Annotated in this window: 13 protein-coding genes; 4 read left to right on the plus strand and 9 right to left on the minus strand. The window is 65.4% G+C overall.

From position 1 onward, the window contains the following. The first annotated feature begins 14 nt into the window (after positions 1-14). The 3 genes from EBI04_RS09890 to EBI04_RS09900 all read left to right on the plus strand — a co-directional run bounded on the left by EBI04_RS09890 (position 15) and on the right by EBI04_RS09900 (position 3,319). Positions 15-476, plus strand: a complete 462-nt coding sequence (locus EBI04_RS09890; protein WP_135257936.1) for an HD domain-containing protein — start codon at positions 15-17, stop codon at positions 474-476. A gap of 73 nt (positions 477-549) precedes the next feature. Beyond that, positions 550-2,403 (plus strand): 2-oxoacid:acceptor oxidoreductase subunit alpha, encoded by a 1,854-nt coding sequence (locus tag EBI04_RS09895; RefSeq protein WP_135257322.1) that lies wholly within the window; start codon positions 550-552, stop codon positions 2,401-2,403. A gap of 1 nt (position 2,404) precedes the next feature. Further along, positions 2,405-3,319, plus strand: coding sequence for a 2-oxoacid:ferredoxin oxidoreductase subunit beta (locus EBI04_RS09900; protein ID WP_135257323.1), 915 nt, complete (start codon positions 2,405-2,407; stop codon positions 3,317-3,319). Here the strand turns inward: EBI04_RS09900 and EBI04_RS09905 are convergent. From EBI04_RS09905 to EBI04_RS09915, 3 genes are read right to left on the minus strand one after another with little or no spacing between them, the layout of a single operon-like run. Next, entirely contained in the window at positions 3,316-3,876 is a 561-nt protein-coding gene (locus EBI04_RS09905) for a 5-formyltetrahydrofolate cyclo-ligase (protein ID WP_135257324.1), read from the minus strand. The genes EBI04_RS09900 and EBI04_RS09905 overlap by 4 nt on opposite strands. Further along, positions 3,873-4,319, minus strand: a complete 447-nt coding sequence (locus EBI04_RS09910; protein ID WP_135257325.1) for a type II toxin-antitoxin system VapC family toxin — start codon at positions 4,317-4,319, stop codon at positions 3,873-3,875. The genes EBI04_RS09905 and EBI04_RS09910 overlap by 4 nt, the downstream gene beginning before the upstream one ends. Continuing rightward, positions 4,294-4,575: a type II toxin-antitoxin system Phd/YefM family antitoxin gene (locus EBI04_RS09915; RefSeq protein WP_240695279.1), complete on the minus strand. Its 282-nt coding sequence runs from the start codon at positions 4,573-4,575 to the stop codon at positions 4,294-4,296. Before EBI04_RS09915 ends, EBI04_RS09910 begins: the two co-directional genes overlap by 26 nt. Before the next feature lie 79 nt (positions 4,576-4,654). Here EBI04_RS09915 and dnaE point away from each other — a divergent pair, with 79 nt between their 5' ends. Beyond that, positions 4,655-9,598, plus strand: coding sequence for a DNA polymerase III subunit alpha (dnaE, locus tag EBI04_RS09920; protein WP_135257327.1), 4,944 nt, complete (start codon positions 4,655-4,657; stop codon positions 9,596-9,598). A gap of 85 nt (positions 9,599-9,683) precedes the next feature. Here dnaE and groL read toward each other — a convergent pair whose 3' ends face one another. The 6 genes from groL to EBI04_RS13835 all read right to left on the minus strand — a co-directional run bounded on the left by groL (position 9,684) and on the right by EBI04_RS13835 (position 15,188). Further along, positions 9,684-11,315 carry a chaperonin GroEL gene (groL, locus tag EBI04_RS09925; protein ID WP_135257328.1) on the minus strand — a complete coding sequence of 544 codons (1,632 nt, stop codon included), beginning with the start codon at positions 11,313-11,315 and terminating at the stop codon, positions 9,684-9,686. Between the two features lie 12 nt (positions 11,316-11,327). After that, positions 11,328-11,633, minus strand: a complete 306-nt coding sequence (gene groES, locus EBI04_RS09930; protein ID WP_038040838.1) for a co-chaperone GroES — start codon at positions 11,631-11,633, stop codon at positions 11,328-11,330. A 97-nt stretch (positions 11,634-11,730) separates the two neighbouring features. Next, on the minus strand, positions 11,731-12,609 hold the full coding sequence (locus tag EBI04_RS09935; protein ID WP_240695280.1) for a DUF58 domain-containing protein: 879 nt from the start codon (positions 12,607-12,609) through the stop codon (positions 11,731-11,733). Positions 12,610-12,830: 221 nt separating this feature from the next. Then, positions 12,831-13,745 (minus strand): AAA family ATPase, encoded by a 915-nt coding sequence (locus EBI04_RS09940; protein ID WP_135257330.1) that lies wholly within the window; start codon positions 13,743-13,745, stop codon positions 12,831-12,833. Then, positions 13,697-14,920 carry a DUF4129 domain-containing protein gene (locus tag EBI04_RS09945; protein WP_240695281.1) on the minus strand — a complete coding sequence of 408 codons (1,224 nt, stop codon included), beginning with the start codon at positions 14,918-14,920 and terminating at the stop codon, positions 13,697-13,699. Before EBI04_RS09945 ends, EBI04_RS09940 begins: the two co-directional genes overlap by 49 nt. Before the next feature lie 136 nt (positions 14,921-15,056). Continuing rightward, on the minus strand, positions 15,057-15,188 hold the full coding sequence (locus EBI04_RS13835; RefSeq protein WP_276605480.1) for a hypothetical protein: 132 nt from the start codon (positions 15,186-15,188) through the stop codon (positions 15,057-15,059). Positions 15,189-15,240: the final 52 nt, after the last annotated feature.

Genomic DNA, 15,240 nt, shown 5'->3' on the forward strand with positions numbered 1-15,240 from the left:
GGGGGGTCCGGAGGCTGGGAAAGAGGCTTAGGCGCCTCCTTCTGGCCTTCCTGCCTCGAGGGGAAGAGCCGGACGATGCCTTTGCCCTGGCCCTTCTGCAGGGGGAGGAGCGCGCCCTTTACCTTGCAATGGATCCCAGGGACCGGGCCCATGCGGTGCGGGTGGCCCGCCGGCTCCTGAGGCATTACCCTGACGCCCCCGTCTTCGCCATCCGGGCTGCCCTGCTTCACGATGCGGGAAAGGTCCTGAGGCCCTACCGCCCCCTGGAGCGCATCCTTACCGGGCTTTACGCCCTCCCCGTACCCCCTTATCCCTTGCGGAGGGGGATCTTTGGGGCCTTCCAGGTGCGACGCCACCACCCCCTGTACGCTGCGGAGCGCATTCAGGACCCCGAGGTGCGGGCCTTGGTCCTGGAGCACCACCGCCCGCAAAGCCTCTGGGGCAAGCGGCTTCACCAGGCGGACCAGGAAGAATAGGTCCCTTTGGGCAAATGCCCCTAGCCAAGCTGGACCCTTAAGGAGTAGGGTATCAAAGAGCAAAGGAGGGCTTATGGAAGACTTCACCTGGCGCGTGGGCGGCCCTCAAGGGGGCGGGATAGAGACGGCGGCTACCCTTTTCGCCCGGGCGGTGGCCAAGGGGGGCTGGTGGGTGGCCACCAAGCGGGAGTACCACTCCAACATCATGGGGCGGCACTCCTACCTGGATGTGCGCCTCTCGCGAAAACCCGTGGCGGCCTTCCGAGGAAAGGTGGACATGCTGGTGGCCCTGGACGGGGAGACCCTGGCCCGGCACCTGGAGGAGATTCGCTCTGGAGGGGTGCTCCTTTACGATCCCCGGGTCTTGGAGCTCACGGTGCACAAGCTTCCCATGCTGGACCACCGGGTGGCGGAGGCTCTTTCGGAACGCTTTGGGAAGCTGGACCCCAGCCTGAAGGATCTCCTGCAGGCCTACGTGGAAGCGGGGGTTCAGCCCCTGCCCTACCCCTTTGAGGAGGTGGCGGACCGGATTGGGGCGGAGCTGGGTGTCCCTTCCCTGCAGGCCCGGCGTACCCTGAACACCATCGCCGTGGCCGCGAGCCTCCACTTCCTGGGCTTCCCCCTGGAACCCTTGCTGGAGGCTCTGGCCCTGCAGTTTAGGGGTAAGGTATTGGAGCTAAACCAGAAGGTGGCCGAGGCGGTATACCGGGAGGAGGTGCCCAGGCTTTCCTTCCAGCTTCACCTAAACGGGTACGAGCCGGGCCGGGTCTACCTCACCGGGGCCCAGGCGGCGGCCCTGGGCAAGCTGGCTGGCGGGCTTCGCTTCCAGACCTACTACCCCATCAGCCCGGCTACGGACGAGTCCACTTACCTCGAGGCCCACACCGCTTTCCAAGGGGCGGGCGTGGCCGTGGTCCAGACGGAAGATGAGATCGCCGCGGTGACCATGGCGGTGGGGGCGGCCCTCACCGGGGCCAGGGCCGCCACCGCCACCAGCGGCCCCGGCTTCAGCCTCATGGCCGAGGGCCTGGGCTTTGCCGGCATGATTGAGGCCCCCTTGGTGGTGACCCTCTACCAGCGGGGTGGCCCGAGCACCGGTCTTCCCACCCGCACCGAGCAGGGCGACCTGATGTTCGCCATCCGGGGCGGGCACGGGGAGTACCCCAGGATCGTCCTGGCCTCTGGGGATATAGAGGATGCCTTCCTGGATGCCCAGAAGGCCCTGGCCTGGGCCTGGCGCTACCAGACGGTGGTGGTGCATCTTTTGGACAAATTCCTGGCCTCCATGGCCCAAAGCCTTCCCAAGGAGGCCCTTAGGGTGCTCCAGCTGGATGGGGAAAAGCGCCTTGCGCCCAGAAAAGAGGGGTTTGGCCCCTATGAGCGCTACGCTCCCTCGGAGGACGGCATCTCCCCCTTCATCCCCATCGGTACCTCTGGGGGCTTTTACTGGATGACCTCCGACGAGCACGACCTCGAGGGGCACATCACCGAGGACGTTGCCTTAAGGGAATACCAGATGGAAAAGCGCATGCAGAAGCTCAAGACCGCCCAGGAGGAGATCCCCCCGGAGGACCAGTACATCCTCTTTCGGGACGGGGAGGTCCTGGTCCTGGGCTGGGGCACGGTGAAGGGCACCCTTCTGGAAGCCCTGGACCACCTCCCCGGGGTGGGGTATCTGCACCTCAGGCTTCTTTGGCCCTTCCCCAAGATCGCTCCCCTCCTGGAGGGGAAGCGGATCGTCACCGTGGAGCACAACTACTCGGGGCAGCTCGCCGACTTGGTGCAGCAGGAAACGCTAAAGCGGGTCCACCACCGGGTGGTCAAGTACAACGGCCGCCCCATCACCCTGGACGAGGCGGTGGAGGCGCTGCGGGCGGTGCTGGCAAAGGAGGCGCCGGAGCGCCTGGTGCTCAGGAAAGGAGTTTAGGATGCTGGAGCTCAAGCTCGCCGACTACAAAGCGGAGAAACAGCCCGACTGGTGCCCGGGCTGTGGGGACTACGGGATCCTCTCGGCCTTGCAGATGGCCCTCTTCGAGTTGCGGAAAGACCCCAGCCAAACCGCGGTCTTCTCCGGGATCGGCTGCTCGGCCAAGACCCCCCACTACCTCAACGTGTACGGGGTTCACACCCTCCACGGCCGCGTCCTCCCCGTGGCCCAGGGGGCCAAGCTGGCCAACCCCCACCTCACGGTGGTGGCGGTGGGCGGGGACGGGGATGGCCTGGGCATCGGGGCGGGGCACTTCGTGGCCGCGGGCCGCCGCAACGTGGACATGCTCTACATCCTCTACGACAACGAGGTCTACGGCCTTACCAAGGGGCAGGCGGGGCCCACCCTGGGCCTGGGGGAGAAGACCAAAAGCCTGCCCAAGCCCAACCCCCAAGGGCGCATTAACCCCCTGCTCCTGGCCTTCTCCGCCGGTTACACCTGGATCGGGCGGGGCTACGCCTACGACGTGAAGGGCCTGAAGGAGCTCATCAAGGAGGGCATCCAGCACCGAGGCCTGGCCTTCCTCCACGTCCTCCAGCCCTGTCCCACCTACAACGACCTGCACACCAAGGAGTGGTTCGCCCCCCGCATCTACCGGCTCCAGGAGGAGGGCTACGACTCCCATGTTCCCGAAGGGCTTCCCCCGGAGGAGCTAGATCGTAAGATGGCGCGGTTCCAGGAAAAAGCAGCGGAGTGGGGAGAACGGATCCCCATAGGGGTCTTCTGGAAGGCGGAGGTGCCCACCTTTGAGGAGCGCCTCAGGGCCTACCTCCCCCGCTACCCCGAGGTTTACCCCGCCCTGGGGCAGAAGGAGGCCTTGGACCTCGAGGGGCTCCTTAAGGAGTTTGCCCTCTAGGGCCGGATGAGCCGCGCTGGGGTGGCGATGAGGTCCACCCGGCGCTCCGGCTCCACGGGGAGCTTGGGGTAGACCATGAGGGCGTGGGCCAGGGTGGCGAAGGGCGCTTCCACGGCGAGCCAGGCCTGGGGAAAGCCGTAGCCCTTCCCCACCCACCCCCCCTCCTCGTCCACGGCCACGGCCCCGATAAGGACCAGGTCGATGGGCTGGCCCTTCAGCTCCACCTTCACCCCGTGGCGGTAGGCCTCCCGCACCCGCTTGAGCCGCCTGGGGTCCACGTCCTTGAGGAGGAGGAACTCCCCCGGGCGGTCGGGGTGGGGGAGGAGGAGGGCCTTGCCCGCCTTTAGGGCCTCCTCCCTCAAGGGTTTCAGCACCGCGTCCATCCCCGCCAGGATGAGCCTGGCCCTCTGAAACTCCGGGGTGCGGAGGAGGTGTTCCGCTGCCCGCTTGGCCCCCAGAAAGTTGGGGTGGTGGCCGTGGGGGGGCGTGGGGTGGAGGGCCAGGTCGTAGCGGGCCAGGGTGTTCCAGACCTCTTCCCTGAGCTCGCCTAGGGTCATGGGCCTAGGAGGTGAAGGGAAACCCCCGGCAGGAGGCCCTTGGCCTGCCCCTCGAGGGCCTTCTGGTATAGCCTCCGGTCCGCCGTCCAAAAGGGGGCGGCAAGCCCTTCGGCCAAGGCCAGGTAGTGGGCGTCGTAGACCGCTCCCAGCCCCAACTCGTGGCCCAGCTCCAAGGCCCGGGTGTGGATCCAGGGCTCCTGAAAGTAGCGGAAGCCCAGGCGCAGGGCTTGGCGCCAAAGGGTCTGGGCTTCCCCCAGGGTCGTTTCCCCAGCTCGGGCGTAGCGGTACAGGGCGTTGGCTGCCTCGTAAAGGGCCAGGCTGGGGAGGGCCATCTCCAGTTCCTTGGCCTTCCACTCCCGGTAGTGCTGGACGGCGGGGGTCTCCTCCGACTCCGCCAAGAGGAGGCGCACCAGGAAGCTAGCGTCCAGGACCAAGAAGCTCACGGTCCCGCTCCTCCCGCATGGCCCGGATCACCTCTTCCGGGGGGGTAAGGGGTTGGCCTAGGCGCTGCCGGATGTTCCGGTTCACGCTGAGGATGGCCCTTAGGGGGTCCTCTCCCTCCCCCTTCAGGCGCTCGTAGGCCTCAGGGGAGAGGATGACCGCTAAGGGCTTGCCCCGCCCCTCCACCAGGATCACCTCTCCCTCGCTTACCCGCCGGAGTACCTCCCCGAAGTGGACCCGGGCCTCGGTGGCGCTCATCCTGCGCTTTTGATGCATCATTGCATGCATTAGTTTATCCGCCGCGCGGATTCCCCGCAAGCGTAAGCTGGGAAAACCTATGGGCTCTAGGCTCCGGTTCGCTCACCTGCACCAGCACACCCAGTTCTCCCTCCTGGACGGGGCGGCGAAGCTTTCTGACCTTCTTGAGTGGGTGAAGAAGGTTTCCCCCGAGGACCCTGCCCTGGCCATGACCGACCACGGCAACCTCTTCGGGGCGGTGGAGTTCTACAAGAAGGCCACCGCCATGGGGATTAAACCCATCATCGGCTACGAGGCTTACGTGGCCGCGGAAAGCCGCTTTGACCGCAAAAGGGGGAAGGGCCTGGACGGGGGGTACTTCCACCTCACCCTTCTCGCCAAGGACTTCAAGGGCTACCAGAACCTGGTGCGCCTGGCAAGCCGGGCCTACCTGGAGGGTTTTTACGAAAAACCCCGCATCGACCGCGAGATCTTAAAGGAGCATGCAGAGGGGCTTATCGCCCTTTCGGGGTGCCTGGGGGCGGAGATCCCCCAGTTCATCCTGCAGGACCGCCTGGACCTGGCCGAGGCCCGGCTGAACGAGTACCTCTCCATCTTCGGCGACCGCTTTTTCATCGAGATCCAGAACCACGGCCTGCCCGAGCAAAGGAAGGTTAACCAGGTCTTGAGGGAGTTCGCCCGGAAGTACGGCCTGGGGATGGTGGCTACCAACGACGGCCACTACGTGCGGAAGGAGGATGCCCGGGCCCACGAGGTGCTTCTCGCTATCCAGTCCAAGAGCACCCTGGATGACCCCGAGCGCTGGCGTTTCCCTTGCGACGAGTTTTACGTGAAGACCCCAGAGGAGATGCGGGCCATGCTCCCGGAGGAGGAGTGGGGCGACGAACCCTTTGATAACACGGTGGAGATCGCCCGCATGTGCAACGTGGACCTGCCCATCGGGGACAAGATGACCTACCGCATCCCCCGCTTCCCCCTCCCCGAGGGGCGCACCGAGGCCCAGTACCTGCGGGAGCTCACCTTCAAGGGGCTTCTTGCCCGGTATCCGGACCGCATCACCGAGGGGTTTTACCGGGAGGTCTTCCGCCTTCTGGGAAAGATGCCGCCCCATGGGGACGGGGAAGCCCTGGCGGAAGCCTTGGCCCAGTTGGAGGGGAAGGCCTGGGAAGCCCTTCTGCTCAAGCTACCCCCGTTGGAGGGGGTGAGGGAGTGGACGGCGGGGGCCATTTTGCACCGGGCCCTTTACGAGCTTTCCGTGATCGAGCGGATGGGTTTTCCCGGCTACTTCCTTATCGTTCAGGACTACATCAACTGGGCCAGGAAAAACGGGGTTTCCGTGGGGCCGGGCCGGGGAAGCGCCGCCGGAAGCCTGGTGGCCTACGCCGTGGGCATCACCAACATCGACCCCTTGCGCTTCGGCCTCCTCTTTGAGCGTTTCTTGAACCCTGAGCGGGTTTCCATGCCCGACATCGACACGGACTTCTCCGACCGGGAACGGGACCGGGTGATCCAGTATGTGCGCGGGCGCTACGGGGAAGACAAGGTGGCCCAGATCGGCACCTTCGGTAGCCTGGCCTCCAAGGCGGCCCTCAAGGATGTGGCCCGGGTTTACGGCATCCCCCACAAAAAGGCGGAGGAGCTGGCCAAGCTGATCCCGGTGCAGTTCGGCAAGCCCAAGCCCCTGGCCGAGGCCATAGAGCTGGTGCCGGAGCTAAAGGCGGAGATGGAAAAAGACCCCCGGGTGCGGGAGGTCCTCGAGGTGGCCATGCGCCTCGAGGGTCTGAACCGCCATGCTTCCGTGCACGCCGCTGGGGTGGTGATCGCCGCCGAGCCCCTCACGGACCTGGTGCCCCTTATGCGGGACCAGGAGGGACGGCCCGTGACCCAGTACGACATGGGGGCGGTGGAGGCCCTGGGGCTTTTGAAGATGGACTTCCTGGGCTTGCGCACCCTCACCTTCCTGGACGAGGCCAAGAAGATCGTGAAGGAGTCCAAGGGGGTGGAGCTGGACTACGACCGCCTGCCGTTGGACGACCCCAAGACCTTTGCCCTCTTGGCGCGGGGGGAGACCAAGGGGGTTTTCCAGCTGGAATCGGGAGGGATGACCGCTACGGTGCGGGGGCTAAAGCCCAGGCGCCTCGAGGACATCATCGCCCTGGTTTCCCTCTACCGCCCGGGGCCCATGGAGCACATCCCCACCTACATCCGCCGCCACCACGGTCAGGAGCCGGTGAGCTACGTGGAATTCCCCCATGCGGAGAAGTACCTGAGGCCCATCCTGGAGGAAACCTACGGCATCCCCGTCTACCAGGAGCAGATCATGCAGATTGCCTCCCAGGTGGCGGGCTACTCCCTGGGGGAGGCGGACCTCCTCCGAAGGGCCATGGGCAAAAAGAAGGTGGAGGAGATGCAGAAGCACCGGGAGCGCTTCGTGCGGGGGGCGAAGGAGCGGGGCGTGCCCGAGGAGGAGGCCAACCGGCTTTTTGACATGCTGGAGGCCTTCGCCAACTACGGCTTCAACAAGTGCCTGCCGGGAAGGGCCCGGGTGCTGGACTACCGTACGGGAAAGCGGGTGCCCATAGAAGCCATCGTCCGGGGGGAAGCGAAAGGGGTCTGGGTGGTTTCCTTGGACGAGAGCACCCTGCGCCTGGTGCCGAGGCCGGTGGTGGCCGCCTTCGAAAGCGGCCGGGCCATGGTCTACCGCCTGCGCACCGCCACGGGAAGGGTCCTGGAGGCCACGGCCAACCACCCCCTCTACACCCCAGAGGGTTGGCGGGAGTTGGGCGCCCTTCGCCCAGAGGACTTTGTGGCCCTGCCCAGGCACCTTCCCTACCAGCCCTCGGAGGACCTGAAGCCCCATGAGCTGGACCTTCTGGGCTTCGCCCTTAGCGAGGGGAACCTCCGCCATCCCTCTGGCTTTTACCTCTACACCTCCTCGGAGGAGGAGCTGGCCGCTATGGAGGAGGCCTTGACGGGCTTTGCCAACACCCGCACCCGGGTGGTCTGGCGCCGGGGGGTGGCCCATATCTACGTGGGCCGGCGGGACCGCAAGGCTCCTTCGGAGGCGGAAGCCTTCTTGAGGGAGATGGGGCTTTTGGGGCTTTCCGCCAAGGACAAGCATCTTCCCGAAAGGGTCTTTGGCCTTTCCCGGGAAGGGGTGGCCCGGCTTCTTGGGCGCCTGTGGGTGGGGGATGGGGGGGTGGACACCAAGGGTAGGCTCATCCATTACGCCACGGCCTCTGAGGCCCTTGCCCGGGGAGTCCAGCACCTGCTCCTCCGCCTGGGCTTGCAAAGCCGCCTGGTGGAGAAGCGCTTTCCCTATAGAGGGGGCCGGAAAGGATTTGTGGTCTACCTCCTGGGGGGCCTCGAGGCAGCCTGGCGCTTTGGGGAGCTGGTGGGACCGTACCTCCTCGGCAAGAGGAAGCGGGACCTGGAGGCCCTTCTTTCCTCCTGGAAGGAGGTGGGCCGGAGCACCAAGGACATCCTGCCTCTGGCCTTTCTCCCCCTGGTAAGAGATGCTTTGGCCCAGGCTTCCAGGGGTAGGGTGGGGGATTTTCTGGAGGCCCATGGCTTAGCCCAGGGTCTTTTGCGGCCCAGCAAGGGCCGCCTGGGGCTTTCCCGCACCACCCTGGCCCGCCTTTCGGCCCTCACGGGAAGCCTGGCCCTGTTGCGCCTGGCCACCGCGGAGATCTACTGGGACCGGGTGGAGGCCATAGAGCCTCTTGGGGAAGAGGAAGTCTATGACCTCACCGTGGAGGGAACCCATACCTTCCTGGCCGAGGATGTGATCGTCCACAACTCCCATGCCGCCGCCTACAGCCTCCTCTCCTACCAGACCGCCTACGTGAAGGCCCACTACCCGGTGGAGTTCATGGCCGCCCTCCTCACCGTGGAGCGGCACGATTCCGACAAGGTGGCGGAGTACATCCGCGACGCCCGGGCCATGGGCATAGAGGTCCTTCCCCCCGACATCAACCGCTCGGGCTTTGACTTCAAGGTGGTGGGGGAGGAGATCCTCTTTGGCCTCTCCGCGGTGAAGAACGTGGGGGAAGGGGCCGCTAGGGCCATCTTGGAGGAGAGGGAGCGGGGGGGGCGCTTCCGGAGTCTGGGAGACTTCCTCAAGCGCCTGGACGAGAAGGTGGTGAACAAGCGCACCTTGGAGTCCCTCATCAAGGCGGGGGCCTTTGACGCCTTTGGGGACAGGGCCCGGTTGCTGGCTTCCTTGGACCCTCTCCTCCGGTGGGCGGCGGAAAGCCGGGAGCGGGAGCGATCCGGCATGATGGGCCTCTTCGCCGAGGTGGAGGAGCCTTCCCTGGCGGAGGCCCCGCCCCTGGACGAGATCACCCGGCTCCGCTACGAGAAGGAGGCTTTGGGCATCTACGTTTCCGGCCATCCGGTGCTGCGCTACCCGGGCCTGAGGGAGGTGGCGGGCTGCGCCCTGGAGGAGCTTTCCGACTTCATTCGGGGCCTCCCCCCAAGGCCCAGGGTGCTTCTTGCGGGCATGGTGGAGGAGGTGGTGCGCAAACCCACCCGCAGCGGGGGCATGATGGCCCGTTTTACCCTTTCCGACGAGACCGGGGCCCTCGAGGTGGTGGTTTTCGGCCGGGCTTACGAGGGGGTTTCCCCGAAGCTCAAGGAGGACACCCCTCTCCTGGTCCTGGCGGAGGTGGAGCGGGAGGAGGGGGGGCTTAGGGTCATGGCCCAGGCTGCCTGGACCTATGAGGAGGTGGCCGAGGCCCCCAAGGCCCTGGAGGTGGAGGTGGACCATGCCCTCTTGGACGAGGCGGGCGTGGCCCTCCTCAAAAGCCTCTTGGACGAATACCCGGGAACCCTCCCCCTTTACCTCAGGGTGCAGGGGCCCTTCGGGGAGGCTATCCTCTCCTTGCGGGAAAACCGGGTGGGGGAAGAGGTCCTGGGGGCCCTCGAGGCCGAGGGGTTCCGCGCCTACCTGGTCCCGGATCGGGAGGCCTTCCTCCAGGGCAACGGGGGAGGTGGGCCCAAGGAGGAGGTGGTGCCCTTTTAGGAAAGAAAGGAGGCTGGGCCTAGGCCCAGCCTCCTTTGCCCCTTTTCCGGGGCCCCCAACCTGGCGAAGCCAGGTTGGGGTGGCTTTAGAAGTCCATGTCGCCGCCGCCCGCGGGAGCGGGGGTGGCCTCCTTCTTCTCGGGCTTCTCGGCCACCACCGCCTCGGTGGTGAGGATGAGGGAGCCAATGGAAGCGGCGTTCTGCAGGGCGGAGCGGGTCACCTTGGCGGGGTCCACGATGCCCGCCTCCACCATGTCCACGTACTCCCCGGTGGCGGCGTTGAAGCCGAGGCGCAGGTTCTTGGTCTCGGAGAGGATCTTCTGGACCACCACGGAGCCCTCGTAGCCCGCGTTCTCCGCGATCTGGCGAGCAGGCTCCTCCAGGGCCCGGCGCACGATCTTGGCCCCGGTGGCCTCGTCCCCCTCCAGCTTCTTGAGGAGCTCGTCCACGGCGCTGATGGCCCGAAGAAGCGCCACGCCACCGCCCGGCACAATGCCCTCCTCCACCGCGGCCCGGGTGGCGTTCAGGGCGTCCTCAAAGCGGTGCTTCTTCTCCTTGAGCTCGGTCTCGGTGGCGGCCCCCACCCGGATCACCGCCACGCCCCCCGCCAGCTTGGCCAGGCGCTCCTGGAGCTTCTCCTTGGCGTACTCGCTGTCCGTGGTCTCCAGCTCCTTCTTGATGCCGTTGATGCGGGCCTCGATGTCCTCCTTCTTGCCCTTGCCCCCCACGATGGTGGTCTCGTCCTTGGTGATCCGCACCCGCTCGGCCCGGCCCAGCATGGAGAGGGTGGCATTCTCCAGCTTGAAGCCGAGCTCCTCGGAGATGACGGTGCCCCCGGTGACGGCGGCGATGTCCTTGAGCATCTCCTTACGGCGGTCACCAAAGCCGGGAGCCTTCACCGCGGCCACGTTCAGGGTGCCCCGGAGCTTGTTCACCACCAGGGTGGCCAGGGCCTCGCCCTCCACGTCCTCGGCGATCAGGAGGAGGGGCTTGCCCGTCTGGGCCACCTGCTCCAGGATGGGGAGGAGTTCGCGCACGTTGGAGACCTTCTTCTCCACGATGAGGATGAAGGCGTCCTCCAGAACCGCCTCCATGGCCTCGGGGTTGGTGACGAAGTAGGGGGAGATGTACCCCTTGTCAAACTGGTACCCCTCCACGAACTTCAGCTCGGTCTCCAGGCTCTTGGACTCCTCAACGGTGATGATCCCCTCCTTCCCCACCTTCTCCATGGCGTCGGCGATCAGCTTGCCCACGTCGGGGTCGTTGGCGGAGATGGTGGCCACCTCCTCGATGGCCTTGCGGTCCTCCACGGCGATGGCCAGGGAGCGGATCTTCTCCACCGCCGCCTCCACCGCCTTCTCGATGCCCCGCTTGAGGGCCAGGGGGTTGGCGCCGGCGGCCACGTTCTTCAGGCCCTCCCGCACGATGGCCTGGGCCAAGACGGTGGCGGTGGTGGTGCCGTCACCGGCCACGTCGTTGGTCTTGGAAGCCACCTCCTTGAGGAGCTGGGCCCCAATGTTCTCCAGGTGGTTTTCCAGCTCGATCTCCTTGGCCACCGTCACCCCGTCCTTGGTGATGGTTGGGGAGCCGAACTTCTTCTCCAGGACCACGTTCCGGCCCCGGGGGCCCAGGGTCACCTTCACCGCATCGGCCACCGCGTTCACGCCGCGCTCCAAGGCCCGGCGGGCCGCTTCGTCAAACACTAGGATCTTCGCCATACCTCACCTCCCTTACTGCAAGACTGCCAGAAGGTCGCGCTCGGAAAGGATCACGTATTCCTCGCCGTCAATCTCAATCTCGGTTCCGCCGTACTTGGCGAAGACCACGATGTCCCCCTCCTTGACCTCGAGGGGCACCTTCTGCCCGTTCTCCAGGATGCGGCCCGAGCCCACCGCAATCACCTTGCCCTTTTGGGGTTTCTCCTTGGCGGTGTCGGGGAGCACGATGCCGCCCTTGGTCTTGGGCTCCTCCTCAATCCGCTTCACCACAACCCTGTCGCCTAGGGGCTTGATCACCGTCTTCACCTCCGTAGCCATACCCACTCCCTCCTCTGACGCTCAAAGGGTGAGAATGTCAAACCAAGGGTTATTATTTTGGCCCCGTGTCCTTTTGTCAAGGGGGTTGAGGGGGGTGTTATAAGACCAGGGTCTGGTGGCCCCGCACCACCCGAAGCTCAAGCCCGTGGGCCAGGAGAAGGCCCTCCATGGCCAGGGCCCGGGCCAGGCCCGGGGTCTTGCCCAAGGCCAGCCGGCCCTTTTCCCCTGGGTAAAGGAAATAACCCTCGGGGAGGAGGAGGAGAACCCCCTGCCGGGCTTGGGCGCTTCCCCTTAAGGCTGCCTTGAGGAAGGCTTGTTCCGCCGCCTGGGTGATGAGGAAGTAGGTGCTTCCAGGAGGGGCTTTGGGGGGGAGGGAGGGGGCTTGGGTGGGCTCTAAGCGGGCTAGAAGCGAAAGGGCCCTTACCAGGTGGGCCTTTCCCCGGCCTAAAGGCAGGACCTCTCCGGCAGAAAGGCCATACTGGGCTCCCTTTTTCTCCGCCAGGAGAAGGAGCCAGGCGGCGAGGTTGGCCGCATGGTCCAGGTAGGCGGGGTGGAGGCTTTGGGTGTCCAGGTGGAGGAAGAGGCTTCCCAGAAGGCTCTTTTCCACCTCCCGTACAAAGGGGCGGCCCTGGCGGAGGCTTGCCTGCTTGGCCAGGAGGCGCAAGGGGTCTCCAGGCTGGTAGGAGCGGAGGCCCTTGGCCTCGAGGGGATCCGGCAGGCCGAAAGGCTCGGTTTTCCCCTCCAGGAAGAAGCTGGGAGCGGGCTCATAGGGGGGTAGGGGCCGCAGGGAAGGATAGACCAGGGCCTTACCCGCCTCGAGGCGCAAAAGCTTTTCCCCTAGGCCCAAGGGGCTCCTTAGCAGAAGGGTGAAGCCCAGAGGGTATTCCCCCCGACGGCGGTAGCGGTAAGGGAGGGGAAGCTTTACCCGGATCCTTCCCCAGGCCACCCCAGAGAGGCCCCGGGGTTCTAAGCCCAAGGGGGCTGAGGGTAGGTTTTCTAGGCGAAAAAAGAGGGGAAGGGGGGAAAATATTTCCGCCTCTACCCGCCCCTCGCCTTCCTTGCCAGGAAAGCCTGGGGGTAGGCCTTGGGTCCGCATCCGGACTTGGGCGAACCAAGGTGCCCGCCAAAGGGCCGGGAGGAGGGCCAGGGATAAGAGGCCAAAGGCTATTTCCACAAAACCTTTTACTCCCCCCATGCCTAGGCTTTCTCCACCGGGGCTGGAACCGCCCTAAGGGCTTCCGCCACCAGCCCTTCTGGGCTGGCTCCGGAAAGCTCCGCTTCCAGCCTGAGGAGAAGGCGGTGGGGGATGGCAGCCCGGAAGGCCTCCTTGATGTCTTCGGGTATAGTAAAGGTGCGTCCTTCCAGGAAGGCCAGGGCCTGGGCCAGGCGCTCCACCTGCACAAGGGCCCTAGGGGAGGGGCCAAGCCGCACCTCCTCCCGGTTTCTAAGCCAGCTGGCCAAGGCCAGAAGGTAGTCCAGCACCTCCTCTGCCACCCCCACCCGGCGCACCTCCTGGCGCAGGGCCAGGATCTCTTCCCCCTGAGTAACGGCTTCCAGACCCTCCAGGGGTTCCTTCTCCTTCAGGGCCTGGAGGAGGGCCTTTTCATCGGGGTAGCCCAGGGAAAGCCGGGCGGTGAAGCGGTCCCGCTGGGCCACGGGCAGGGGGTAGGTGCCCTCCTCCTCCACCGGGTTTTGCGTGGCCAGGACAAAGAAGGGCTCGGGCAAAGGGTGGCTCTTCCCCTCCAGGGTCACCTGGCCTTCCCCCATGGCCTCGAGGAGGGCGGACTGGGTCCTGGGGGTGGCCCGATTGAGCTCGTCCACCAAAAGGACCTGGGTGAAGATGGGCCCCTTTTGCCATACCAGGTTTCCTTCCCGGTAGAGATAGACCCCGGTGAGGTCCTGGGGCAGGAGGTCCGGGGTCATCTGGATGCGGCTAAAGGAAAGGCCCAACACCCGGGCCAAGGCCTTGGCGAAGGTGGTCTTCCCCGTGCCGGGCACGTCCTCTAGGAGGAGGTGACCCCCGGAAAGCAGGGTGGCCAGGGAAAGTCTGAGGGTTTCCTCCCTCAGGAGGACCCGGCCCAAAAGGGCCCTTTGGATGCGGGTGAAGAACATAGCCTAAGGATATCCTTCAAGAAAGCTTCCGCCCTTTCCGCTTCCTCCTCCCCAGCCTTTCCCCCGTAGCGCACGGGCAGGTAGAGCCGGGTGAGCCCCAAAAGGGGTTCCCTAAGCCCCGGGAGAAGGGCGGAAACCCTTTCCAGGTACTCCAAGGGTCCCTCGGAGGCCAGGCGGGGGAGGCCAGAGACCTTTAGGGCCTTCAGGGCTTGGAAGTAGGCTCGCCGCACCCGGTCTTGGGGAAGGACTTCCCGGAAAGACCTAAGGGACTTGGCTTCAAACTCCTGATCGGCCTCCGGCCTTCCCCCTTCCCGGTGGCGCCAAACCAGGAAGGCCAGGAGGGAAAGAAGACCTAGGGTGACCAGGGCGGAGAGCCCCGCCAGGGCCATTCCCACCTCGCCTAGCCTCCTGGGCCCCGGTACGGTCTCCTTTGGACCGCTCTCCTGGGAAAGGGCGGGGGTAGGGGCCGAGGAGGTGGTTTCCCACGCGCTTTCCCCATTCCCCAGGGTGCCCAGGTAGAGGAGGAAAAGGCCCCCGGCCAAAAGGGCCAGCAAGAGGGGCAAAAGATGAAGCCCTCGGTAGGGAAGCCTTTCCCCCCGGCCCAGAAGGGGCACAAGAGCCAGAAGAAGCAGGAATAGGGCCAGGGGCTGGGCATAGACCAAGGCCCGGTTGAGGAAGGCCACCCAGGGGGAAAACCCCTCCTTGGGAGCCTGGTAGGCTACCTCCTCTCTGGGCTTGGGTTTCGCTTCCGGGGAAGCCTGAAGGCTAGGGGGAGTTAGGGCGGGTAGGGGAAGGGAGGGGAGGCGGAGGGGAAGAAAGGCCAGGCCTGCCAGCAGAAGGCCCAGAATCCCTGGGATCCATAGGGTGGAAGAAGGAGTCCAGAACCCTTCCCCCCGTTCCTGGGCCCGCCTATGGGCCTCCTCGAGGAGGCTGAACCCGTGTAGGAGGCCCAGGAGGAAGAGGCCCCACGGCCCAAGCCCAAGGGCTAAAGGAAGGAGGAAGAGGCTGGAAAAGGGCCGGGCCTTGGTGGCCAGGAAAAGGCCGTAGAGGAGGAGAAGCCCAGAGGTCAGGGCCCACCCCTGGAGCCAAGTGGGGAAAGGGAGGGTGAAGGCGTGGAGGAGGCCGGGAAGAAAAGGGAGCCACAGGAAACCCTGGGGGTAAAAGACCCTTCCCAAGTGAAGAAGACCTACTCCAAGAACAAGCTGAAAACCCCCGCCGGGTGCGGCCCCCACTAGGAGTAGGCTACCCACTAAAGGGGTGGTGAGGGAAAATAGCCAGGGGAACGGGGTGGAAAGCGAGCCCATCTCCAAATTACATGGGTACGTAGGGGCAGTCCTTCACATCTAGTCCGCAGTCCAGAGGGAAAACCTCTCTTACTCCTTTGCCTGAGGAGCCAAGGGCTAGCACACCCAAGACAAAGCCTAGCATGAGGGCTTTTTTCATGCGGAAATTTTACATCCTCACCTTTCGTCGAAAAGGTGAACCGCCTTTCCTT

The sequence above is a fragment of the Thermus caldilimi genome, from assembly GCF_004684245.1.
In the GTDB taxonomy this organism is placed as follows: Bacteria; Deinococcota; Deinococci; order Deinococcales; family Thermaceae; genus Thermus; species Thermus caldilimi.

What these genes read in the sequence shown, in the direction of transcription:
- EBI04_RS09895 (WP_135257322.1), top strand. Translation starts at nt 550, where the DNA reads ATGGAAGACTTCACCTGGCGCGTGGGCGGCCCTCAAGGGGGCGGGATA.
- EBI04_RS09900 (WP_135257323.1), top strand. Translation starts at nt 2,405, where the DNA reads ATGCTGGAGCTCAAGCTCGCCGACTACAAAGCGGAGAAACAGCCCGAC.
- EBI04_RS09905 (WP_135257324.1), bottom strand. Translation starts at nt 3,876, where the DNA reads ATGACCCTAGGCGAGCTCAGGGAAGAGGTCTGGAACACCCTGGCCCGC.
- EBI04_RS09915 (WP_240695279.1), bottom strand. Translation starts at nt 4,575, where the DNA reads ATGAGCGCCACCGAGGCCCGGGTCCACTTCGGGGAGGTACTCCGGCGG.
- dnaE (WP_135257327.1), top strand. Translation starts at nt 4,655, where the DNA reads ATGGGCTCTAGGCTCCGGTTCGCTCACCTGCACCAGCACACCCAGTTC.
- groL (WP_135257328.1), bottom strand. Translation starts at nt 11,315, where the DNA reads ATGGCGAAGATCCTAGTGTTTGACGAAGCGGCCCGCCGGGCCTTGGAG.
- groES (WP_038040838.1), bottom strand. Translation starts at nt 11,633, where the DNA reads ATGGCTACGGAGGTGAAGACGGTGATCAAGCCCCTAGGCGACAGGGTT.
- EBI04_RS09940 (WP_135257330.1), bottom strand. Translation starts at nt 13,745, where the DNA reads ATGTTCTTCACCCGCATCCAAAGGGCCCTTTTGGGCCGGGTCCTCCTG.
- EBI04_RS13835 (WP_276605480.1), bottom strand. Translation starts at nt 15,188, where the DNA reads ATGAAAAAAGCCCTCATGCTAGGCTTTGTCTTGGGTGTGCTAGCCCTT.